We start from the raw sequence: 20,115 nt of genomic DNA on the forward strand, positions 1-20,115 counted from the left end.
TCAGCCACGCAACTGCTTGAGCTTGCGGTAGAGCGTCGCCCGGCTGATGCCCAAGGCTTCGGCGGCCGCCGAGACATTGCCCTGGTGGCGGGCCAGTGCATTGCGGATCAGTTCCAGTTCATTGTCTTTCAGGCTACCGGAAGGTGCCGCACCACTGGCCAGTTCATCCAGCAGGCAGTCGGTCAGGTGGTCGAGGGTCAGCACCTGCTCGCCATCCTCGCGCATGGCCACGGCGGTCCGCACGACCATTTCCAGCTGGCGGATGTTGCCCGGCCAGTCGAAGCCTTCGAGCAGCGCCGCCAGGGGCGGGTCGAGGCTGACGCCCTTGGCGCCGGCCTTGTCCAGCAAGCCCTCGATGATGCTCGCCAGGTCATCGCGCTCGCGCAGCGCCGGCAGGCGCAGGGATACGCCGTTGACCCGGTAGTACAAGTCTTCGCGAAAGTGCTGCTCCAGCACCAGGCGCTTGAGGTCGCGGTGGGTGGCGCAGATCAGTGCCACGTCGATGTCCTGCTCGTCGCCCGCGCCCAGCGGTGCTACCCGGCGTTCCTGCAGCACGCGCAGCAGCCGTGCCTGCAAGGCCAGCGGCATGTCGCCGATCTCGTCGAGGAACAGTGTGCCGCCATGGGCCTGCATCAGCCGCCCGACCATGCCGCCCCGGCGCGAGCCGGTGAAGGCCCCTTCGCGGTAGCCGAACAGTTCGGACTCGATCAGCCCTTCGGGAATCGCCGCGCAGTTGACCGCAACGAACGGCTTGTCGGCACGCGGGCTGGCCTGGTGCAGGGCCCGGGCCACCACTTCCTTGCCGGTGCCGGTCTCGCCCAGCAGCAACACTGGCAGGCCGTTGCCCAGCCCTTGGCGGGCCATGCGCAGGTTGCGCGCCAAGCGCGCATCACCACCGGCCAGGGCGTCCAGCGCGGGTGATTTGTTCCCCGCCGCCGGCTTGGCATGCACCGCGCTGCCATTGAGCGGGCTGTGCCGTGGCAGTTGCAGCGCACGGAAGAAGAATTCGCCCTTGGCCGTTTGCACGTTGCTCACCCCGCCCTGCCACAGGCGGGCTATGAAGGCCGGTGAACGTTCCCCCAGCAGGTCGCTGCTGCGTCGCCCGATCAGGCCCTGGCGCGGCACCTGGAGCAACTGGCAAGCATTGTCGTTGGCGGCCAGCACTTCGCCATCCAGGCTCAGGGCGAGCAGGCCGTGCCAGGCACTGTTGAGGTATTGCGGGCGGCTATGAAAGGCCAGCACCAGTTGCTCGGGGTGATACAGACCGAACATCCTGCTCTCGATATTGCCAGCGGCCAGCATCAGCATGCTCAGGCTGTCCTGTGGCTGGGCCATGACCCCTTCGCGGGTGACGTCGAGCACGCCGATCACTTCACCCTGCGGATCGCGCAGCGGCACCGAGGTGCAGGAGAACGGGCTGAGGCGGTCCAGGTAGTGCTCGCCGCAGTTGATCAGTGTTGGCCGGCCTTCCACCACGGCGGTGCCGATGGCGTTGGTGCCGCGCAGCGATTCGCTCCAGCAGCTGCCGGGGTGCAAGTCGCGCAGGCCTTCGCGTTCGAGCACGTGCTTCTGGCCTTCGATGGCCAGCACGTTGGCCTGGGCATCGCCGAGGATGATGATGCCGGCCTTGCCCTGGCGCGAGACCAGGTAGTCCAGCTCGGGGGTGACGGCGTCCATCAGCAGACGGTTGCGCTCCAGCAGCGCGCGCAGGTCGTGGCCGTGTTCCAGGCCCAGGCCGACCTGCTCGCCTTGGAGGCAATCCAGGCCATGGCCGAGGCTGCGACGCCAGGAGGCGTCGATTTCATCGCGCAGCATGCCCAGCGGCAGCTCGCCTTCGCTGGCCAGGCGCAGGCGCGCCTGGCGGGAATCGTGCAGCGGGTCTTGGGCGTTTGTTATGGAGAATTGTCGCGCCATTTCTTGCTCCAGCTGTGGCCCCTGGTTCGGGCGACGGGCTTGGTATTTTTTCGCAGTGTGCGGGAGATTTATCTGGGCGTCGAGGTGCATGGCTTGAGAGGTGTGGCGCCTGTGAGATCGGGCGCCACACCTCCAAAGCCCTGCCCTCCCAGCCCCACCGCCAACCCCAATCCTGGGGAAAAGCGCCCACCTCAACCCTGCCCAAGCCATCACCACCAACGCCTGCAGCCCAACAACCACAATGCCTACAGCCCAAATTAAAAAACCTGGCACGGCTGTTGCGCTACCCCTCCCAGACGCCCCAGTCCATGGGCCCGTTAGCAGGAGGAACTGACTCATGCTCCGACCGATACCCAACCCGCTGGCAGTGGCGATCGTCGCCGGTATGCTCCAGCTCCCGGCCCAGGCTGCATTGAACGCTGTCGACCCCGGCCCCTACAACCTCGCCAATGGCAATTTCGCTGGCTGGTACCAGGACACCCATGGCCGCACCCTGGACCTGTGCCTGACCAAGGCTGTCAGCTCACGTGTCGCCGGTGCGCCCGGTGCGCCGGCCTACATGTGCACGCTGCTGCCGACACCCGGCGTGTTCGACGACACCCAACCCATCGCCTTCCCCACCAACTTCCCCGATGAAGCGTTCTGGTTCACCGCCGATGCGGCCATCGTTGATGCTGCACGGGGTATCGACCTGAGCTACGGCACCGCCATCGAAGCGGCCTTCGCCGCCGAAGAACCCGTCGAAGGTGACCAGGTCAGCTTTGCCCGGGTGCGTATCCGGGTCGATGTACCCACCGCGGGCACCTACGTGGTCACCCACCCGTACGGCGTCGAAGTGTTCGATGTACCCGCCGCAGGTCGCCGGGCGATCAACATGACCCGCGACATCGGTATAGCCGGAGCAGGCGATTTCAGCGGCGCCCTCAAAGGCGACGTCGGGCCGTTCCTGCGCAGTGTCAACGGCCCCTACACCGAAGGCAGCGAACGCTTCATCGGCGACCCCAACCTCGAGGAACGGGTAACCGGCAGCCCATTCAATACCAACTTCGTCCGCATCGAAGGCCCCAACGGGATCGACCTGCGCACCGAGCTGTTCTCGATTTCCGGCAAGCTCTCGGACGTGTCGCTGCCCACCCCGCTGATGCCGCTGCGCACCACCTATTCACGGCACACCGAAAACGGCGACCTGCGGGCCCAGCAGGATGTCTTCGTCATGGCCCCTCCACCTCCGGGTACGGCCACCTTGACCAGCCAGACACCGAACCTGAGCCTGACCGAGGCCAACGGCACGGGCGCCTGGTACGCCCAGTCCGTGCTGAACCCGACACTCCCGAGCACCCTGGTGCTGCAGGCCGACAACAGCGTGGCGATCCCCAGCAGCAGCCTGACCACGGCCAACCTGCCCCTCACCGACCTGGTCACCATCACCCGCGCCGAGTTCAGCCTGGCGTCCGGCCAGCTGACCCTGGTCGCCAGCACCAGCGACGAAACCAGCCCACCCGCCCTGACGGCGCGTACCGGCAACGGCACGCTGATCGGCAACCTCAGTGGCAACGGTGCAATCAAGACGCTGAATACCAGCCTCTCGCCCATTCCGCCGGCCCGGGTGCAAGTCACCAGCGCCAACGGTGGCAGCGACAGCGAAGACGTGGTGCTGGTGCCATGAACAGACAAAGGCTTCGCCTTCAAGGAGGCAGCATGAACACTTGGCAACGCCGTGCGCTGTTGGCAGCCGGTTTCTCTCTGACCGTCAGCAGCGCTGCCTGGGCAGCGCTTTCGGATGTCGATCCGGGCCCCTACACCTTCGCCACTGGTGGCTATCCGATGTGGTACAAGGACGCCAACGACTTGTCCCTGGAGCTGTGTCAATCACGGGCCACCAGCACCCGGGCGCCCGGTGCGCCAGGGGCACCGGCCTACATGTGCACCTTGCTGCCGGAGCCAGGCGTCTACGACGACGCCCTGCCACTGGTGTTCCCCGACAACTGGCCACCTGAAATGTTCTGGTTCCTGGCGGAAACCGAAATCCCGCAAGTGGGCAACAGTGGCTATGAACTGGAAGTCTACGTCGCCGGCCTGGAAGCTGCGTTCGCAGCCGAGAACCCTGTCGATGGCGACCAGCAGAGCTTCGCCCGCATCCGCATCCGCGCATCGGTCCCGCGCCCCGGTACCTACACCATCACCCACCCGTACGGCGTGGAAACGGTCAATGTCACTGCCGCCGGGCGCCGCGCGATCAACATCACCCGCGACATCGGCATCGGTGCGCCGGGCAACTTCAGCGGGGCTTTGAACGGTAACCTCGGCCCTTGGCTACGTGGGGTCGGCGGCCCCTACACCGAAGTGAACCCGGACACCAGCGCCACGGAGACCTTCGTCGGTGACCCGAACATCACCGAAGCGGTCACCGGCAGCCCGTTCAACACCAACTTCGTGCGTATCGACGGCCCGGCCGGCACCATCCAGACCAACGTCTTCACCGTTTCCGGCAAGGTCCTTGACCAACGTGCGCAAACCCCCGTGACGCTGGAGCGCGCCACCTACTCGCGCACTGGCGCAGGCAGCCGTATCGAAGTGTTCGCCAAAGCCCCCAACGATGCCAGCGTCTGCATGCGCAATGGCCTGGCGCTGGTCGGTACACCGCCCTCGCCTTGCCAGTTCAGCCTGCTGCCAGACAACAACGGGCTGTTCTTCAGCCAGCAACTGAGCCAGGCAGCGCCGCCAGCAGTAGTGGTCGTCACAGCGAGCACTACCACAGGCGGCACGCGCCCCACCGCACTGTCGAGCAAACTCACCGATGTGGTGAAAGTCAGCACCGCGCGCTACGACTGGGCCAACAAGCGCCTGGTGATCGAGGCACGCTCCAGTGATGAAGTGGTCATCCCTGATCTGCTGGCCCAGGGCTATGGCCGGCTGTCGAAGTCGGGCACGCTGCAGACCCTCACCGTCAATGACCTCGCTCAGCCACCGGCCAGCGTCACGGTCAAGTCTGCCCACGGCGGCAGCGATGTGGAACCGGTGGTGGTGGTCGGCAACGCTCCGGTCGAGGCCGACAACCAGGCACCGCTGGCCCAGGCCGACAGCGGCAGCACCAGTGTCGGCGTGCCACTGTCCCTGAACCTGCTGCAGAACGACAGCGACCCAGATGGCAACACGCCGCTGACCATCAGCGACCTCACCCAACCGGGTACGGGCCTGGGTGGCGTGGTGCTCAACGGAACCACTGCGGTGACCTACACACCACCTGCCGGGGCCACCCAACCGCTGGTTGCCACCTTCAGCTACCGGGCGATGGACGCCAAGGGGCTCAAGTCGGTGCCAGCAACGGTCACCATCAATGTCGCACCGAACCAGCCACCGACCGTTACCGCGCAGACCGTGGCTACCCTGGGCGCCCCCCTGACCATCAACGTGCTGGCCGGTGCCGCCGACCCAGAAGGCAACGCCCCGCTGGTGGTCGCCAGCGTGACACAGCCTCCAGCCGGCCGCGGCACGGTGAGCACCGATGGCAGCACCGTCACGTACACCCCGCCGGCCACGGTGACCACAGCGTTCAGCACCACCTTCACCTACCAGGTGCGGGACTCGCTGGGTGCGCTGTCCAACCCGGCAACCGTCACCGTCAACGTGTCGCCACGCCCTGCCGCCGAGACCTTCGCGGTCACCGCGGCCACGGTGCTGGCCCGCTCCAACAACCGTTACAACTGGGACATCAGCGGCACGTCGTCGGTGACCACCGGCAACACCATCACCGTGCGGGTCACCACCACCACCGGCGTGCAGACCCTCGGCACCACCACGGTACCGGTCACCGGCCGCTGGCGCCTGACGGTAAGCAACAGCACCACGCTGATCCCGACGGCCGCTCCAACGGCCACCATGACCAGCAGCCAGGGCACCACCCGTACCGCCAACGTGACGGTGCAGTAAGGCCAGGAGAACGCCATGAAGCGCCTGTATCCACTGCTGCTGAGCCTGGCCCTGGCGGGCCAGGCCGGGGCCGATGACCTGATGGACAACGCCGACCTTGCGCCCGGCAGCGACCTCGGTGAACCGGTGATCATCCGCCTGCTGCCGGTCGGTGCCGGTCAGGCGGCGGTGATCGAGCAGCAAGGCAACGGCAACCGCGCCGCCCTCGACCAGAACGGCCAGGCCCTGCTGGGCCGCATCGTCCAGGCCGGGGGTGCGCAGGAGGCGTACATCCTGCAGGAAGGCAGTGACCTGATGGCCAGCATCCGCCAACAGGGATATGGCAACAGCGCTGAGATCCGCCAGAGCGGCACCAGCAACAGCGCCAGCATCGAGCAGATCGGCAACAACAACAGCGCCAGTATCGAGCAGGCCGGCACAGGCCTGAGCAGTTCAGTGTCCCAAGCCGGCAATGGCCAGCATGTTCAGATCACCCAATACCGATAGACCTGGAGGCACCACCATGTTCAAGCTCGCTCCCCTAAGTGCCGCTATCGTCCTGGCCCTGGCCGGCCAGGTCATGGCTGACGACAGCACCTCGAACCAGTCGCAGACCGGTAACCAGAACATCGCCGAGGTGCAGCAGACAGTTGCGCCGTTCGCCTCGGCCACCCAGACGCAGACCGGCAAGGGCCACAACCACCTGGCGGTGCAGGAAAACAGCACCAGCAACATCGACCAGACCGCCGCTGGTTCGTACAACGCAGGCTACGGTGAGCAGCTGTTCGAAAATGGCAGCCAGATCACCCAGCAGGCCAGCGGCAGCTACAACGATGCGTTCGCCAGCCAGTCAGTGGGCGAGAACAACCAGTCGTTGCAGAACCAGCAAGGCAGCGAAAACCGCTCGACCGTGTGGCAGGACACCCAGACCAGTAGCCAGGCCACCACCACCCAGAGCGGCCAGCGCAACGAAGCCTTCGTCGAGCAACTGTTCGGCGGCAGTAACAACCGCGCCAACATCACCCAGGATGGCCAGGACAACTACGCCACCTCCGAGCACATCCTGCACAATGATGGCTATGTGCAGATCTACCAGCAAGGCAAGCAGAGCTTCGCCTATGGCGACCAGCGCGACGGCAACGGCGGCACCATCGCCATCGACCAGTACGGCACCGGCCACTCGGTGGAGGTCTGGCAGGACACCCAGACCGGCGCCAGCGCCACGGTCAACCAGACCGGCCAGACCAACGAAGGCTACATCGACCAGAGCTTTGGCAAGGACAACGTCGCCAACCTGTATCAACAAGGCCAGTCCAACGCCAGCTGGTCCGATCAGTTCGAGACCAACAACTCGAACACCACCGTCTCGCAAAGCGGCAAGACCAACAGCAGCTTCACCTACCAGACCGGTGACAACCAGAGCATGACCGTCATCAGCAAGGGCACCGGCAACAAGGTGATGGCGAGCAACTGGAAAGGCGACAAGCTCGGTGGCCAGTTCGGCAAGAACCAGACCGCCAACATCGACCAGAACGGTACCAACAACAGCGTCAACCTGACCCAGAACGGCGAGTTCCAGCTGGCCACGCTGAATCAGAAAGGTGCCGGCAACTCGATGGAAACCAAGCAGGCCGACAGCAACAACGAGCTGTATTTCGAGCAGAACGGCAGCGACAACATCCTCGTCGCCGACCAGCGCGGCACCGACAATTACGCCAACGGCTCGTCCACCGGCAGTGGCAACACCATCAACCTGGACCAGTCCGGCTACGCCAACCAGAGCTACACCACGCAGCTGTACGGCAGTGGCAACACCGCCACCATCAAGCAGGCCGATACCGCCAACGTCGCCTTCGTGACCCAGGGCGGCGCCAACAACGCGGCCATCGTCAACCAGAGCGGCGCCAACCAGAGTGCCACCATCAGCCAGATGGGCAACGGCAACACCGCTACCGCGACCCAGCACTGACCGGCTCCCCCCTTGAACCGCGGCGTCTTCTCTCCCTGGCGTCGCGGTTCCTTTTTTTCTATCTCGTAACCCTAAGTCTTGCTCAGTCCCTGTGGGAGCCGCGCTCGCCGGCGATGGGCCGTGCAGCGGCCCCAGGATCTTGAACCTGCAGAAGATATGACCGGCCTACAGCGAGAGCTGCGCACTCGCTCGCCGGTAAGCGCGGCTCCCACAGGGACCGTGTTCGCCTTACAATGCCTGACATCCCCACACCACGCCGTCGCACCATGATCCAGTCCGACCTCGACCTGTTCGGCCCCCAGCCGCAACGCCTGGCCAGCCATACCGTGCTGCTGCCCGGTTTCGCCCTGGCCGTGGTCGAGCCACTGCTCGACGCCCTGCGCCCGGTGCTGCGGGCCGCGCCGTTCCGGCACATGCAGACGCCAGGCGGGCTGAACATGGCGGTGGCGTTGACCAATTGCGGGTCGCTGGGCTGGGTCAGTGATGCCCAAGGGTATCGCTATAGCCCAACCGATCCGGTCAGCGGCCAGTCTTGGCCCGCACTGCCGCAGGTTCTGCTGGAACTGGCGGGCCGTGCGGCGGCGGCAGCCGGTTTCGAGGGTTTCGTGCCCGATGCCTGCCTGGTCAACCACTACCTGCCTGGCACCCGCCTGAGCCTGCACCAGGACCGTGACGAGCACGACTTCGGCCAGCCGATCGTGTCGATTTCACTGGGGTTGCCGGCAGTGTTTCTGTTTGGCGGGTTGCAGCGGTCGGACAGGACTCAGCGGATACCGTTGAGCCATGGTGATGTACTGGTGTGGGGAGGCGAAGATCGGCTGCGATTTCATGGGGTGTTGCCGATAAAGCCGGGGGTGCATCCGCGGATGGGGGAGCGGCGGATCAACCTGACCTTGCGCAAGGCAGGTTGACCGAGTACGCAGTGCCGGCCTCTTCGCGGCGGTTCGACGCCTCGATAAACCCGCGAAGAGGCCCAGAAGGTCGATCACAGCTGTAGCTCGATATCAACAGAGCCTAACCAGCCCTCAAACACTACCCGCCTGCGGCGCCTTCTCCCGCCCGGCCAGCTGCTGCCGTTCCACCCCATCCAGCAACGCCTCCACCACTGCCTTGGCCGAATCCAGCCCATGGTCATTGCTCAACAACAGATCACGACAGGTGCCCTTGGCCAGTTCCAGCGCCTTCAGATTGGTGGCAAACGTCCCTTTGAGCAGCGTGGACAGGTGCACCAACGCATCTTCGTAATCCACCCCCGAGCGCACGGCAAACAACGGCGGATGGCTGCATTCACAGGTGGAGAAACTGGAGGCCGCCGTGGTGGCGCGTACGGGAGGATCAGGTAAGCCTTTTGTCATTGTGTCGCTCCTTGATTCACGGGAGCCGCCACAAATCGCTACCAAACGAAAGGGTGACGGCTGTACGCAGGTTGGTAGACCGGGAATCAAGGAAACCGGCGCGCACGGAGGCGCCCTACGCACAGCCGCCATAAAACGAAACAGCCGGGCACAAAAAAACGCCAACTGTATCGCAGAGCGGGCGCTTGTGCGCCTTGATGATCGCGGGCTACCAAACCCGACTGCTGGACTTACAGCAGCGGGCAAAGACTACCGGTGTCGGGGAAGCGATTCAAGCGAAGGGCATGTGCAGTAACAACTCTTTCGCCGGCCGCCACGTCCTCACCTGCTGACACGGTCACTGTAGGTACCAGGTGCGGCCTTGTGTCGCGAATGGGCCGCATGGCGGCCCCAAGGTATCAGCATCAATCAATTGATTGTGTCGCCTGCACTGGCCTCTTCGCGGGTAAACCCGCTCCCACAAGGATCGCGCCAAGCCTGAGATCTGTGCAGTAGCTATGGGAGCGGGTTCACCCGCGAAGCGGTCGGAACAGGTTGTTCACTGCGACTGGTTCTGGCTCAGGAACTTGTCCACCTCTGCCTTGCCTTCAGCCGGATCCCCCGCCACCTGCCACAAGCGCCGCTCGATGCCCTGGGCCAGCAGATGCCCCACCGCCGCCTCGATCGCCGACAGCACGCACAACTGCGCCGGTTCGTTGGTGGTGTAACCCACCTCCGCCTCAAGCAGCTTCTTGAACTCGATGAACTTGAACACCCCGGCGCTTCGGCCTACCGAGTAGATGGTCTTGCTGGTCATCACGTTGGCCAGCACCTGCCCGGTGCGCACGTCCACCGCGCGCAGGTTGACCGTGACCTGGTCGACACGGTACTCGCGGGAGATGTCGATGCCGAGATAGCGGGCACCCTCGCCGCCGCTGCGCACGTTGGTGTCGTAGGCGATGATGCCGCCTTCGAGCATCAGGTTGGCCGCCTGCAGCGGTGGCAGCTCCGCCGCGATGTTCTCCGCCACGTCGGGTTTCTTCTGCGACGCGCGGATGATCTTGCGCTCGGTCAGCAGGTTCTGCAGGCCTTCGCGCTCCAGCACCACGAACCAGCCGCTGGCACTCAGGGCATCCATCAGCATGCTCGCCGCACCTTGGGTGACGCTGGTGGAGAAGGAGCTGGCCGGGGTCGGCTTGTATTGCCCGGTCTGGTCGCGAAAGCCATACACCACGGCCATCAGCCGGCCTTTGGGGCGTGGCATGTTGATCAGGTCGTAATAGGTCGACGCGCGCGGCGTCAGGGTCGGGGTCTCCGAGTCCTGTTCGGCCGGCATCGGTTGGCGCAGGCCGCAGCCTTGCAATGTGGCGAGGATCAGCAAAGCGCTCAGCAGACGTTTCATGGTGTTCTCTCCCCAGCTAAACGACCCGTCCCTCTCAGGGGTTCAGGCCACTGACCTCGATGATCGAAATTTCTCCCGTGGCGCGATCGGTGACCTTGATGCTCAGGGCACCGGAGTCATCGATGACATCGATCAGGAACGCGTCGGTGGCCATGCTCCCGGTCTGGCCATTGCTGATGTTGTCCAGCAGCTGCGACAACATCCGCGACTCCAGCTGGTTGCTGAACCGCTCCAGGGCCGACGTGCCACCGAAGGCGGATGTGCGGTCCTTGAGGTCCGGATCGTCGTAGTCGTTCTGCGCCTGGGCGTTGTTCAGCAGCCAGGTGCCGTTGAGCGGGTTGCCGCCGAATGCCGGGTTGACCGGGGTGTACACCAGCTCCGTGGCCTGGGCGGCGCAGGCACTGAGCAGCAGGCCAGCTGCAAGGCACCGGGGTATGCGAGTGTTCATAGCTCATCCCTCTCCAGATCAGTAGTGTCCTGCAGCAGGCGTTGCAGCTTGCGCTGGATGACCTCCTGCTTGACCAGGTCGGCGGCCGCGACGGCCTCTTCTTTTAATTGGGTAACGTTCGGTGGCAGAAAGCGCCGGTACAGCACGTCGCGCTCGAACTCCACGGTCACCAGGCTGCCCCAGCGGGCATCCGGGCGCTCGCGCACCACCAGGTTGAAATCCAGGCGACTGGTGGCGCGCAGGCGGTCGGCGAAGTAGTAGTAAAAGTCGTGGCCGATGTGCGAGATGGTGTTGTCGACGATGAAGCCTTTCATCTCGTCTTCGGCGTCGGCCATGGCCACACTTGGCAGCCAGGCGGCCAGCAGCAGGCTCAGGCACACCGCGTGCAGGCGCTTCATGGCGTGTCTCCCGGGCCTGCGTGAGTACGGGCGCCGCCAGCGCTTTCGTTGAAGGCCTGCTCGGCGACGAACTGCCAGTCGCTGTAATGCTCCAGGCCTTCGAAACCGGAAAACTGCGTATCGAAGCCACTGCGCTTGAACGGGGTGGCGTCGGAGCGGCTGTGCACGCCGGTGATGCGACCATCGATGGCGCGCAGCAGGCCCCAGTCGTCGCTGTTGGTGATCGGGTCCAGGTACAGCCGGCGAATATGCCGCTGGGGCTGCGGGAAGCGGTTGTCCTCGAGCAGGTCGGCCAACTCCTGGGGGTACTGGGCCAGGCCCGGCGAGGCGCGATAGTAGCTGCGCAGCGCCTGGGCGTATTGGCCACCGACCCACAGCAGCTCGCGCTCGTGCTCGCGCTGGGTAACGCTCGACCACACCGTGCCGGTGGCAGCCAGGGCCACGCTGCTGACCGCGATCAGCAGCAGCACGCCCAGGTAGGTGAAGCCGGCGCTGGCCTTACCACTCCGCGAAAAGGCTGCCATCACGCGCCCTCCCTGTGGCACCACTCTTGATATCGGCCACACCACCGGCCACGCCTTCTGGCGGTGGCACCAGCTGCCAGGCGTCACTGCGTTCGGTGATCGGGTCGACCGGGGTGTTGCGCAGGTAGCGCTGTTCCACCAATTGCTCCAGCGAGTCCGGGTAATGGCCGGTATCGCCGTAGTAGTGGTCCAGGGCCTCGCGCAGCGCCGACAGGCTCTGGCGCAGGGTGGCCTCGCGGGAGCTCTCCAGGCTGTTGAAGTAGCGCGGCATGGCGATGGTCATCAGCGTGGCGATGATCGCCATCACCACCAGCAGTTCGATCAGGGTGAAGCCTCGGCTGCGTTTCATGGCCGTCACCATTGCCCGTAGGGGATGTTGTTGAGGCCCTTGCCGCGGGCCTTGGAATACACGTCGAAGACGTCTTCGCCTTCACGCGGGTTGTCCGGGCTGCTGGCGTAGGCGCGCAGGCCCCAACCGCCTTCGTCATCGTTCTTGGCCGCCACCAGCGGGTCATGCGGAATGCGCCGCAGGAAGTAGAACTTGGCCCCCTTGGCACTGCGCACATCGCGCACGCCGTCGACCAGTACCTTCAAGTTCGGCGGGTAGCCGCTGGCGTCCAGGCGCTTTTCGATGTACCCGGCGTCGAAGGCGCGCTTGTAGGCGTCGATGGCATCGCGGATCTGGTAGAGCGCCTCGCGCAGTTGCTGCTCCTTGCCACGGCGCACCACCGTTTCGGTCAGTGGCGCAGCCATGGTCGCGAGCATCCCGAGCAGGGCGAGGGTCAGCACCACTTCGATCAGGCTGAACCCCTGCTGGCAGCGTTTCATGGCCGTGGGCTCACGGTGACAGGGACAGTGGCCACCTGGCTCTGCCCCACCGGTGCACTGTCCTGGCCATCGCTGGGCACGTTGCCCGGCACATCACGCACCGGCAGCGGCGCCACCTGGCGCACCTGCATGCTCGACTCGGTGCCGGTGCCGAATTCCATGTCCGACGGGCTCTGGTACGGCAGGTTGCGCACGATGCGGGGGGTGATCGCCAGCACCAGTTCCGACTTGCTCATGTCGTCCTTGTTGCTGCCGAACAACCGCCCCAGGCCAGGAATGTCGCCAAGGCCGGGGATCTTGTTGCCGGCGGCGTTGTGGTCGTTGCGCACCAGGCCGGCCAGCACCTGGGTTTCGCCGTCGTGCAGGCGCAGGCTGGTCTGCGCGTTGCGGGTGTCGACCTGGACCGGGATGGTGCCCTGGCGGGTGGCTTCCAGCGGTGTGGCGTTACTCACTTCCAGGGCAATCTTGATCGCCACTTCGTTGTTCAGGTGCACGGTGGGCTGCACTTCAAGCTTCAGACCGACGTCCAGGTAGGTGACGCTTTCGGTGATCACTGGGCCCTGGGTGGACGGCACCGAAGTAGCACTGATGATCGGTACCCGCTGGCCGATGTGGATGCGCGCCTGCTCACGGTTGCTGACACGGATCACCGGGCTGGCCAGGGTGTTGATGTCCTTGTCCTGGGCATTGATCTTGGCCTGCGGTGCCGGCGAGATGCTGATGCGGCTGGAGTTGATGCCGCGCAGCTGGTCGAGCACGCTGACCGGGTTGCCGTCGTCGGTCAGCACGCCGAAGGTGTTCGGCCATTGCAGGCCAAGGTCGAGAATGCGCGAGGTGGCCACCTCCATCACCTCCACTTCCAGCACCACCTCGGGGTTGGACTGGTCCTGCGACTGCAGCAGCTTTTCGGCCATGCGCACGGCGTCGGGGGTATCGCGCATGGTCAGGGTGTTGAGGCGTTCGTCGACGAATACGTCACGGGTCTTGAGCATGGTCTTGACCATGTTCAGCGCGGTGTTGGCGTCGATGCTGGTCAGGTAGAAGGTGCGCATGACCAGTTCCTGGTAGTCCTTGGCCTTCTGCGGCGAATCGGGGTAGATCATCAGGGTGTTGTCGTTGACGATCTTCTGGCGCAGCTGGTTCTGCTCCAGCAGCAGCGCCACGGCATCCTCGATGCGCACGTCGCGCACGAAGATGGTGGCCTTCATGTCAGGGCGCAGGTCCTTGTCGAAGATGAAGTTGATGCCGGCGACCTGCGACAGCACCTCGAAGATGGTCTTCAGGCCGGCATCGCGGAATTCCAGGGTCACCGGGCGCTCCAGCTTGCTGCGCAGCTGCGGGAACGGCTGCGCGGTACGGGCCTGGACGTTCTCGATGTCGGTGCGCAGAGCAATGCCCTTCTGGTTTTGTGGGTCCAGGCGCAGCACTTCGCGCATGTAGCGCTCGGCACCGAACAGGTCACCCTGGCGCAGCGCCGCCTGACCGAGCGCCACACGCTCGTCGAGGGTGCGGATCAGCTCCAGCTGGCGGATGCCTTCCTGGGCGCGGCGGTTGTTCGGTTCGATGGTCAGCACCCGGCCGTAGCCCATTCGCGCACTGGCGAAGTCGTGGCGGATGCGGTCGGCGTCGGCCTGGCCGAGCAGCGCCTCCACGGCCGTCTGACGCCCGTGGGCCAGGGCGATGTTCAGCTCGGTGTCGCGCGGGTCATCGCGCAGCGCTTCTTCGAGGCGGGCGATGCCGGCCTCGTACTGGCCCTCCTTCATTAGCTCGGCGCTGTCATTGCGCACCGCGCTGGAGCCGCAGCCGGCGATGGCCACGCACAGCGCCAGGAGCATGAACGGGGCAGGCTTGCACATCTTCGACGGCTTCATGGTGCGCTCCCTACAGACAAGGTCTGTGACTGGTGCAAAGGCAGGTAAACCAGGTCCAGCTCGTTGGCCGAGACTCTGTCGAGGCGGTAGGTACTGTCGATCACGTCGCCTTGGCGCACGACGTAGAGTTTTTCGCCGCTCTGCAGGAAGATCTGCAGGTCGTCGCGGTCGCCCATGCGGCCGACGAACTGGAACGGCAGTGCGGGCGCGGTGGGGGCTGCGGCTACCACAGGTGCGGCAGCTACGGGTTGTTCGGTGACGGTGGTCAGGGCTTGTGGCTTGGTCCATTTCTGGGCTGGGAACAGATCCCTCGAGGCCTGTTCCGGCCGCTTCGCGGGCGTGCCCGCTCCCACAGGGGCGGCGTTGCCCACATGACTTGTGGGAGCGGGCAAGCCCGCGAAGGAGGCGACGCTATCTTCCTGGCTGAACCAGTGCCCCGGCGCCCATGCCAGCGCTGCCGACACCCCGAGAAACCCGACCCACATCACGGCGCGTTGTGTGTTCATCACGACCTCGACAGGTAGAGGGTCAGGCGCACCCGGCCATTGAGCTGGGTGTCGGAGATGCGTTTGCGTTGCAGCTCCAGGTCTTCCAGCACCAACGTCGGCAGCTGGCCGATCAGCCCGCGCAGGAAGCTGCGGATCTGCGGGTAGCTGCCACTCACCGGCAGGATGATCTGGTAGCGCGCCAACTGGGTCTTCGGGTCCACACCGAGGGCGTATTCGCCGCGCGCCAGGCTGATGCGCTCGGCGCTGGCCAGGCGGTACAGGCGCTCGATCAGTTCACTTGCCTCGGGCTGGCCGGGCAGTTGCTGACGCAGGCTGTCCAGCGCTTGCTGCTCGGGTTTCACGGCGATCTTCAGCTCGCCGCGCTTGACCCGTTCGACCTGCGCGCTGGCATCGGCTTCGCTGGCGCGCAGCTCACGCACGGCCTGCCACTGGGGAACGACACCGGCCAGTGCGATACCGACGGCAAGCACGGCGACTGCGGCGGCGCCCAGGCCGACGAGGCCGATGCCGTGCAGTTGCTCGCGGATGATGAGACTAGGGACGCGCATGGCCGGTCTCCCAGGTGGCGGTGAGGTTGAAGCGCACCGGGTGCTCGGGCTGCCCGGCCACCACTTCGTGGTTGAGCAGCGAGACGTCACTGAGCGCGTCGCTTTGCTCCAGGCGCTGGTGGTACTGCAGCATCGCTTCCAGATTGCGTGCCTCGGCGGTGATGCGGACCTGGCCCTTGCGGGCATCCGGGGTCAGGGTCAGCAGTGCGACGTCTTCCTGCGGCTGCGCTTCGAGCATGGTGAACAGCTGCTGCCAAGGCCGTTGCAGCTGCTGCGAGACGCTGCGCATCTGTGCCAGGCGTTCGGCCTGCTCGCGGCTGGCGGCGCTGTTCTGCGGGGCGACCGGGGCCGGGCGGCGGCCCAGTTGCAGTTCCAGGCTGTGCACACGGGCTTCCAGGTCCACCTGCTCGACCTGCAGCTGCTGTTGCACCAGCACCAGCACGGCGACTGCGGCAGCGCCAAGGGTCAGCAGCGACCAGGCCAGCAGGCCACTGCGACGGGGCTGAAATTCCAGGTCGAGGCGGCGCATGTCAGGCCACCGCCCGCCACATGGCGCACAGTGGGTCGCTGTCGGCGGCCGGCTGGCACAGCTGCACCGCCGCCAGTTGCGGCACGTCACCGCGCCCCGGGGCATGCAGGTAGACCCGCGGCAGGTGCTCGCCATACAGCTCACAGGTGCGGTCGATCAGCGCCTGCAGCGCCTGGTCGCTGTCGGCGCAGCCCTGGGCCAGCACCTGCTGCCAGGCACCGCCGGCGGCCAGCAGCAGCACGCTGCGGCGTGGCTCGGCGAGCACGAACAGGAAGTCGCCCTGCTCCAGCTGCGCCGAGCAGCGGTTAAAGGCGGCCATCAGGTAGGGCTGCACCGAGCGCAGGCTCAGGCGGCTTTCCCGGCCCAGGGCCTGCAGGCCTTGCAACAGCGCATCGGGCAATGCGGTGGCGATGCGTGCGGCACCGGCTGGCTCGGGCGAGAGGACGATGCGCCAGTCGTCCAGCGACTGACCGTAGAGGTTCTCGAAGCAGGCCCGGGCGTAGGCATCCAGTTCCCGTGGGTGGCCAATGGCGTCGCTCCACGGCACCAGGCAGAAGCGGCTGAAGCGGGCCGACAGCAGTACCCGCAGCTGGGCGCCCTTGACGGCGTGTTCGGCCAACAGCGCGCTCAAGGCGTGCAAGGCGGGTTCCCAGGCCGGTTGCGCGGCATCGCAGGTAAACGCGCGGCTCCCCAACCACTGATGCTGGTTGGCATGCCAGCGACCCAGGCCGACACCTTCAGCACCGAGCACAGCACAGAAACGATCAGATGAATGTGACACGGTTGATCTCCTCGAGTGTGGTGCGGCCGTCACGGACCAGGTCCAGGGCCGAGGCACGCAGCAGGCGCAGGCCACGCTGGCAGGCCAGCTGCTTGATCTGCGACAGAGGGCGACGTTCGACGATCATCTGCCGCAGGTCGTCATCCAGGTGCAGCAGCTCGGCAATCGCGCTGCGGCCGCGGTAGCCACTGCCACGGCACTGGCCGCACCCCTGGGCGCGGACGAACTTCCAGCCGCTTACCGCTTCGCGGGTCAGGCCCGAGACGGTCAGGGTTTCTTCATCGGCTTCGCACGGCGTGCAGCAGTGCGGGCAGGCCAGGCGGATCAGGCGCTGGGCCAGCACGGCGTTGAGGGCAGAGACGAAGCTGTAGGGGTCGACCTGCATCTGGCTGAAGCGGCCGATCACATCGAAGACGTTGTTGGCGTGGATGGTGGTGAACACCAGGTGGCCGGTGAGCGCCGATTGCACGGCGATCTGGGCGGTGTCCGGGTCGCGGATCTCACCGACCAGGATCTTGTCCGGGTCGTGGCGCAGGATCGAGCGCAGGCCGCGGGCGAAGGTCAGGCCCTTTTTCTCGTTGACCGGGATCTGCAGCACGCCGGGCAGCTGGTACTCGACCGGGTCTTCGATGGTGATGATCTTGTCCACGCCGTGGTTGATCTCGCTGATCATGGCGTACAGGGTGGTGGTCTTGCCGCTGCCGGTGGGACCGGTGACCAGGATCATGCCGTAGGGCTCAGAAGCCAGCCGGCGCAGGGCGCGCAGGGTTTCGTCGGCAAACCCCAGGGCCTGCAGCTGCACGCCGCTGACGCGGTCGGACAGGTCTTGCTTGTCGAGCACCCGCAGCACCGCGTCCTCGCCGAAGATGCTCGGCATGATCGACACCCGAAAGTCGATCTGCCGCTCGCCGATGGCGACCTTGAAGCGGCCGTCCTGGGGCACGCGTTTTTCACCGATGTCCAGCTCGGCCATGACCTTGATGCGCGAGATCACCTGGTCGGCGAAGGCGCTGCCGCTGGCCTTGCCGGCGCCATTGAGCACACCGTCGATGCGGTACTTGATGGTCAGGCCCTGGCCGGTCATGCCCAGGTGAATGTCGCTGGCATGCTGCTTGAGGGCATCGTACAGGGTCGAGTTGACCAGCTTGACCACCTTGCTCTGGTCTTCGCTGATGCTGGTCAGCGACAGGCGCTGCAACGGGTCGCTTTCACCGCTGACCTCGGCGTCATGGTCGAGGGCATCGACCGCATGGAAGCTCTCTTCGTGGCGGGCGAGGAAGGTGGCCAGGTCGGCGGCGTGGGCCAGGTACAGCGGCGCGCCCTGCAGGTTGTCGTCGATCCAGGCCAGGCGGGCGTGGTCGAAGGGGTCGGCGAACACACCGACCAGCGCGCCGTCCTGCTCGATCAACACGAACTCGCGCTTCAGGCATTGGGCCAGGCTGACCTTTTCGAAGCGAGCGGTGCTGGCCAGCAGCGCCTGGGTCTGCAGCACCGGGTAATGCAGGGTCAGGCCAAGGCGCTGGATGAAACGGTCAGGGGTTTCGTTGGCCAGCCGTTCCAGGCAGTTGAGCAGGCGCTCGTCGCCGGCTTGCAGACGGGCCTGGGCCAGGAGTTCGCGGGGGTAGGCGGTGTGCTTGCCTGCACCTGTATCGAGTACGTCTGACATGGCCTGCGACTCCGCTCAGGGGGCGCGTCGCAGGCTGGCTTGGCCAGGGGTAGCGGGCGCCGCTATTCCCCGGTGAGCAGTTGGTCGTCGTCAGGACCTGGGGGCTTGGCGCCATTACGGCGGCGATCGGCCAACACCCAGCTGCCATCGTACAACTGCAAGGGGAACGATTGGTTCCTGTTCTGGCGTCGTTCGATAAACCCTTCGGCTGGATGGTCAGTTGCCCTGCGCTGGCGCTCGATGCCCATCAGGTCGAAGATCGCGCGGGCCAGTTCCGCCAACGGGAACGGCTTGAACAGGACATGCGTCACACCGAGTTCGGCGGCCCGCTCACGGACTTCTGCAGTCGGGTGGGCGGTAATCAGCACGAAGTGGCACTGCCTGTTCTTGCGCACGGTCTCCAGAACCTGAAACCCCTCCATGTCGGGCAAGCGGTAATCCAGCACAATCACTTTCGGTGCCAGGCTTTCAGCCTGCTCGATACCACTGGCACCGTCGTGGGCGACGTGAGTTTCCAGCCCTTGCGCCTGCAAGTACGCCTGCAGGTTCTGCGCAAGGGTCTGTTCGTCATCGACTACCAATACTCTGTTCACCAAGGTCGACTCCCAAGTACTGCCCGGTTACCCGGTTTGCGAAGTGCGGCCTCGATAAGGCTTGAGCAGGCTTCGTGCCAGGCGTGAATAGTCATTTCGTACCACTGTAAGTCATTGATCCTGCAAGGCTGTGCCAAACCCTTCAACACAGGTGCAAACCCACTTCCCCATATCCGGGGAAAGTGATGGCACTTTGCCAAATCGTTATTCCCCAGCTTTGGGGAAACTCAGCGAAGGGCCTCAGTCAGCGACCTCCACTGTAGCGGATTGGCGCAAACGTTGGCGCACCGATTGCCTCGCCTGCGCCTGGAGCTGGCCGATGAGCGCAGCCTTGGCCAGCTCCAGGTCCGGTTCCGCTATGACCGACGGATTATCACTTTGGTTCTGTACACCTTGCAGCGATTGCCGATTGGCCCGGTAGAACGCCTCGATGTCGGCCCGGCTGGGCTCATTTATCGCGCTGAGCCGGGCGTACACTTGCTGTGCAGCCATTTCGTGGCGCATGTAATCAGCGTACTCCGCCCGATCGAAGCCTGCATCTGCGAGGCGCCTGTCGAACAGCGCCGGGCTGCCGAAGGCGGCTTCGATCTCACCCAGCTGCGCTGATAGCTGCTCATCACCGATGTGAATACCCTGGCGCTGCGCCTCTTGCCAGAGCAATTCCTTGTCGATCAGTTCGTCCAGCGCCTGGCTGCGCAGGCGCTTGTACAGCGTCGGGTTGCGGATGCTGGTCAGCGCCCTGCCCTGGGCTTCCAGGTATTCGGTGAAATAGCGCTCCAGGCGCATCAGCTCGATCGTCACGCCGTTGACCCGTGCGGCGGGCACGTCGGCCCAGCTCGCCTTGGCGATCACCAGCAACAGGCACAGCAACAGGATACGCATGGGCACCTCC

General features: G+C 65.3%; 21 protein-coding genes. 5 read left to right on the top strand and 16 right to left on the bottom strand.

The features are described from left to right. Window positions 1-1,914 carry a sigma-54-dependent Fis family transcriptional regulator gene (locus ACIPW4_RS10820; protein ID WP_400657519.1) on the bottom strand — a complete coding sequence of 638 codons (1,914 nt, stop codon included), beginning with the start codon at window positions 1,912-1,914 and terminating at the stop codon, window positions 1-3. A 337-nt stretch (window positions 1,915-2,251) separates the two neighbouring features. Here ACIPW4_RS10820 and ACIPW4_RS10825 point away from each other — a divergent pair, with 337 nt between their 5' ends. The 5 genes from ACIPW4_RS10825 (at window position 2,252) to alkB (ending at window position 8,703) form a co-directional block, all read left to right on the top strand. Then, window positions 2,252-3,580 (top strand): hypothetical protein, encoded by a 1,329-nt coding sequence (locus tag ACIPW4_RS10825; RefSeq protein WP_400657522.1) that lies wholly within the window; start codon window positions 2,252-2,254, stop codon window positions 3,578-3,580. 32 nt (window positions 3,581-3,612) lie between these two features. Beyond that, window positions 3,613-5,844: an Ig-like domain-containing protein gene (locus ACIPW4_RS10830; protein WP_400657525.1), complete on the top strand. Its 2,232-nt coding sequence runs from the start codon at window positions 3,613-3,615 to the stop codon at window positions 5,842-5,844. A gap of 15 nt (window positions 5,845-5,859) precedes the next feature. Beyond that, window positions 5,860-6,330 carry a curlin gene (locus ACIPW4_RS10835; RefSeq protein ID WP_400657528.1) on the top strand — a complete coding sequence of 157 codons (471 nt, stop codon included), beginning with the start codon at window positions 5,860-5,862 and terminating at the stop codon, window positions 6,328-6,330. A 16-nt stretch (window positions 6,331-6,346) separates the two neighbouring features. Beyond that, window positions 6,347-7,792, top strand: coding sequence for a curlin (locus tag ACIPW4_RS10840; protein WP_400657531.1), 1,446 nt, complete (start codon window positions 6,347-6,349; stop codon window positions 7,790-7,792). Between the two features lie 266 nt (window positions 7,793-8,058). Continuing rightward, window positions 8,059-8,703 carry a DNA oxidative demethylase AlkB gene (alkB, locus tag ACIPW4_RS10845; protein ID WP_400657534.1) on the top strand — a complete coding sequence of 215 codons (645 nt, stop codon included), beginning with the start codon at window positions 8,059-8,061 and terminating at the stop codon, window positions 8,701-8,703. 114 nt (window positions 8,704-8,817) lie between these two features. Here alkB and ACIPW4_RS10850 read toward each other — a convergent pair whose 3' ends face one another. From ACIPW4_RS10850 to ACIPW4_RS10920, 15 genes are all read right to left on the bottom strand, one after another. Continuing rightward, window positions 8,818-9,063, bottom strand: coding sequence for a hypothetical protein (locus tag ACIPW4_RS10850; protein ID WP_400657963.1), 246 nt, complete (start codon window positions 9,061-9,063; stop codon window positions 8,818-8,820). 622 nt (window positions 9,064-9,685) lie between these two features. Further along, a complete protein-coding gene (locus ACIPW4_RS10855; RefSeq protein ID WP_400657537.1) occupies window positions 9,686-10,528 on the bottom strand; it encodes a CsgG/HfaB family protein in 843 nt (280 codons plus the stop codon). A 34-nt stretch (window positions 10,529-10,562) separates the two neighbouring features. After that, the gene (locus ACIPW4_RS10860; RefSeq protein ID WP_400657540.1) at window positions 10,563-10,976 is read right to left on the bottom strand and encodes a curli assembly protein CsgF; all 414 of its coding nucleotides are present in this window, start codon (window positions 10,974-10,976) and stop codon (window positions 10,563-10,565) included. Beyond that, the gene (gene csgE / locus ACIPW4_RS10865; RefSeq protein WP_400657542.1) at window positions 10,973-11,374 is read right to left on the bottom strand and encodes a curli production assembly/transport protein CsgE; all 402 of its coding nucleotides are present in this window, start codon (window positions 11,372-11,374) and stop codon (window positions 10,973-10,975) included. The genes ACIPW4_RS10860 and csgE overlap by 4 nt, the downstream gene beginning before the upstream one ends. Next, a complete protein-coding gene (locus ACIPW4_RS10870) occupies window positions 11,371-11,898 on the bottom strand; it encodes a type II secretion system protein (protein WP_400657545.1) in 528 nt (175 codons plus the stop codon). The genes csgE and ACIPW4_RS10870 overlap by 4 nt, the downstream gene beginning before the upstream one ends. Further along, the gene (locus ACIPW4_RS10875) at window positions 11,873-12,247 is read right to left on the bottom strand and encodes a type II secretion system protein (protein ID WP_400657547.1); all 375 of its coding nucleotides are present in this window, start codon (window positions 12,245-12,247) and stop codon (window positions 11,873-11,875) included. Before ACIPW4_RS10875 ends, ACIPW4_RS10870 begins: the two co-directional genes overlap by 26 nt. Before the next feature lie 5 nt (window positions 12,248-12,252). Continuing rightward, the gene (locus ACIPW4_RS10880; protein WP_400657549.1) at window positions 12,253-12,726 is read right to left on the bottom strand and encodes a type II secretion system protein; all 474 of its coding nucleotides are present in this window, start codon (window positions 12,724-12,726) and stop codon (window positions 12,253-12,255) included. Beyond that, window positions 12,723-14,597, bottom strand: coding sequence for a secretin N-terminal domain-containing protein (locus tag ACIPW4_RS10885; protein ID WP_400657551.1), 1,875 nt, complete (start codon window positions 14,595-14,597; stop codon window positions 12,723-12,725). Before ACIPW4_RS10885 ends, ACIPW4_RS10880 begins: the two co-directional genes overlap by 4 nt. Beyond that, window positions 14,594-15,103: a hypothetical protein gene (locus ACIPW4_RS10890; protein ID WP_400657553.1), complete on the bottom strand. Its 510-nt coding sequence runs from the start codon at window positions 15,101-15,103 to the stop codon at window positions 14,594-14,596. Before ACIPW4_RS10890 ends, ACIPW4_RS10885 begins: the two co-directional genes overlap by 4 nt. Continuing rightward, window positions 15,103-15,654, bottom strand: coding sequence for a type 4a pilus biogenesis protein PilO (gene pilO, locus ACIPW4_RS10895; protein ID WP_400657554.1), 552 nt, complete (start codon window positions 15,652-15,654; stop codon window positions 15,103-15,105). The genes ACIPW4_RS10890 and pilO overlap by 1 nt, the downstream gene beginning before the upstream one ends. Continuing rightward, window positions 15,641-16,183 (bottom strand): PilN domain-containing protein, encoded by a 543-nt coding sequence (locus tag ACIPW4_RS10900; RefSeq protein WP_400657557.1) that lies wholly within the window; start codon window positions 16,181-16,183, stop codon window positions 15,641-15,643. The genes pilO and ACIPW4_RS10900 overlap by 14 nt, the downstream gene beginning before the upstream one ends. Before the next feature lies 1 nt (window position 16,184). Further along, window positions 16,185-16,964: a hypothetical protein gene (locus ACIPW4_RS10905; protein ID WP_400657559.1), complete on the bottom strand. Its 780-nt coding sequence runs from the start codon at window positions 16,962-16,964 to the stop codon at window positions 16,185-16,187. Next, on the bottom strand, window positions 16,948-18,630 hold the full coding sequence (locus ACIPW4_RS10910) for a GspE/PulE family protein (RefSeq protein WP_400657561.1): 1,683 nt from the start codon (window positions 18,628-18,630) through the stop codon (window positions 16,948-16,950). Before ACIPW4_RS10910 ends, ACIPW4_RS10905 begins: the two co-directional genes overlap by 17 nt. A 62-nt stretch (window positions 18,631-18,692) precedes the next feature. Next, a complete protein-coding gene (locus tag ACIPW4_RS10915; RefSeq protein ID WP_400657563.1) occupies window positions 18,693-19,226 on the bottom strand; it encodes a response regulator in 534 nt (177 codons plus the stop codon). A gap of 237 nt (window positions 19,227-19,463) precedes the next feature. Further along, the gene (locus tag ACIPW4_RS10920; protein WP_400657566.1) at window positions 19,464-20,105 is read right to left on the bottom strand and encodes a SurA N-terminal domain-containing protein; all 642 of its coding nucleotides are present in this window, start codon (window positions 20,103-20,105) and stop codon (window positions 19,464-19,466) included. Window positions 20,106-20,115: the final 10 nt, after the last annotated feature.

Origin of the sequence: Pseudomonas sp. NPDC089996, assembly GCF_044748405.1 — a bacterium.
In the GTDB taxonomy this organism is placed as follows: domain Bacteria; phylum Pseudomonadota; class Gammaproteobacteria; order Pseudomonadales; family Pseudomonadaceae; genus Aquipseudomonas.

Excerpts from the sequence above, each read along its gene's own strand:
- ACIPW4_RS10855 (WP_400657537.1), bottom strand. The coding sequence starts at position 10,528 with ATGAAACGTCTGCTGAGCGCTTTGCTGATCCTCGCCACATTGCAAGGC.
- csgE (WP_400657542.1), bottom strand. The coding sequence starts at position 11,374 with ATGAAGCGCCTGCACGCGGTGTGCCTGAGCCTGCTGCTGGCCGCCTGG.
- ACIPW4_RS10920 (WP_400657566.1), bottom strand. The coding sequence starts at position 20,105 with ATGCGTATCCTGTTGCTGTGCCTGTTGCTGGTGATCGCCAAGGCGAGC.
- ACIPW4_RS10885 (WP_400657551.1), bottom strand. The coding sequence starts at position 14,597 with ATGAAGCCGTCGAAGATGTGCAAGCCTGCCCCGTTCATGCTCCTGGCG.
- alkB (WP_400657534.1), top strand. The coding sequence starts at position 8,059 with ATGATCCAGTCCGACCTCGACCTGTTCGGCCCCCAGCCGCAACGCCTG.
- ACIPW4_RS10835 (WP_400657528.1), top strand. The coding sequence starts at position 5,860 with ATGAAGCGCCTGTATCCACTGCTGCTGAGCCTGGCCCTGGCGGGCCAG.
- ACIPW4_RS10820 (WP_400657519.1), bottom strand. The coding sequence starts at position 1,914 with ATGGCGCGACAATTCTCCATAACAAACGCCCAAGACCCGCTGCACGAT.
- ACIPW4_RS10860 (WP_400657540.1), bottom strand. The coding sequence starts at position 10,976 with ATGAACACTCGCATACCCCGGTGCCTTGCAGCTGGCCTGCTGCTCAGT.
- ACIPW4_RS10830 (WP_400657525.1), top strand. The coding sequence starts at position 3,613 with ATGAACACTTGGCAACGCCGTGCGCTGTTGGCAGCCGGTTTCTCTCTG.
- ACIPW4_RS10825 (WP_400657522.1), top strand. The coding sequence starts at position 2,252 with ATGCTCCGACCGATACCCAACCCGCTGGCAGTGGCGATCGTCGCCGGT.
- ACIPW4_RS10840 (WP_400657531.1), top strand. The coding sequence starts at position 6,347 with ATGTTCAAGCTCGCTCCCCTAAGTGCCGCTATCGTCCTGGCCCTGGCC.
- ACIPW4_RS10910 (WP_400657561.1), bottom strand. The coding sequence starts at position 18,630 with ATGTCAGACGTACTCGATACAGGTGCAGGCAAGCACACCGCCTACCCC.
- ACIPW4_RS10890 (WP_400657553.1), bottom strand. The coding sequence starts at position 15,103 with ATGAACACACAACGCGCCGTGATGTGGGTCGGGTTTCTCGGGGTGTCG.
- ACIPW4_RS10900 (WP_400657557.1), bottom strand. The coding sequence starts at position 16,183 with ATGCGCCGCCTCGACCTGGAATTTCAGCCCCGTCGCAGTGGCCTGCTG.
- ACIPW4_RS10880 (WP_400657549.1), bottom strand. The coding sequence starts at position 12,726 with ATGAAACGCTGCCAGCAGGGGTTCAGCCTGATCGAAGTGGTGCTGACC.
- pilO (WP_400657554.1), bottom strand. The coding sequence starts at position 15,654 with ATGCGCGTCCCTAGTCTCATCATCCGCGAGCAACTGCACGGCATCGGC.
- ACIPW4_RS10875 (WP_400657547.1), bottom strand. The coding sequence starts at position 12,247 with ATGAAACGCAGCCGAGGCTTCACCCTGATCGAACTGCTGGTGGTGATG.
- ACIPW4_RS10870 (WP_400657545.1), bottom strand. The coding sequence starts at position 11,898 with ATGGCAGCCTTTTCGCGGAGTGGTAAGGCCAGCGCCGGCTTCACCTAC.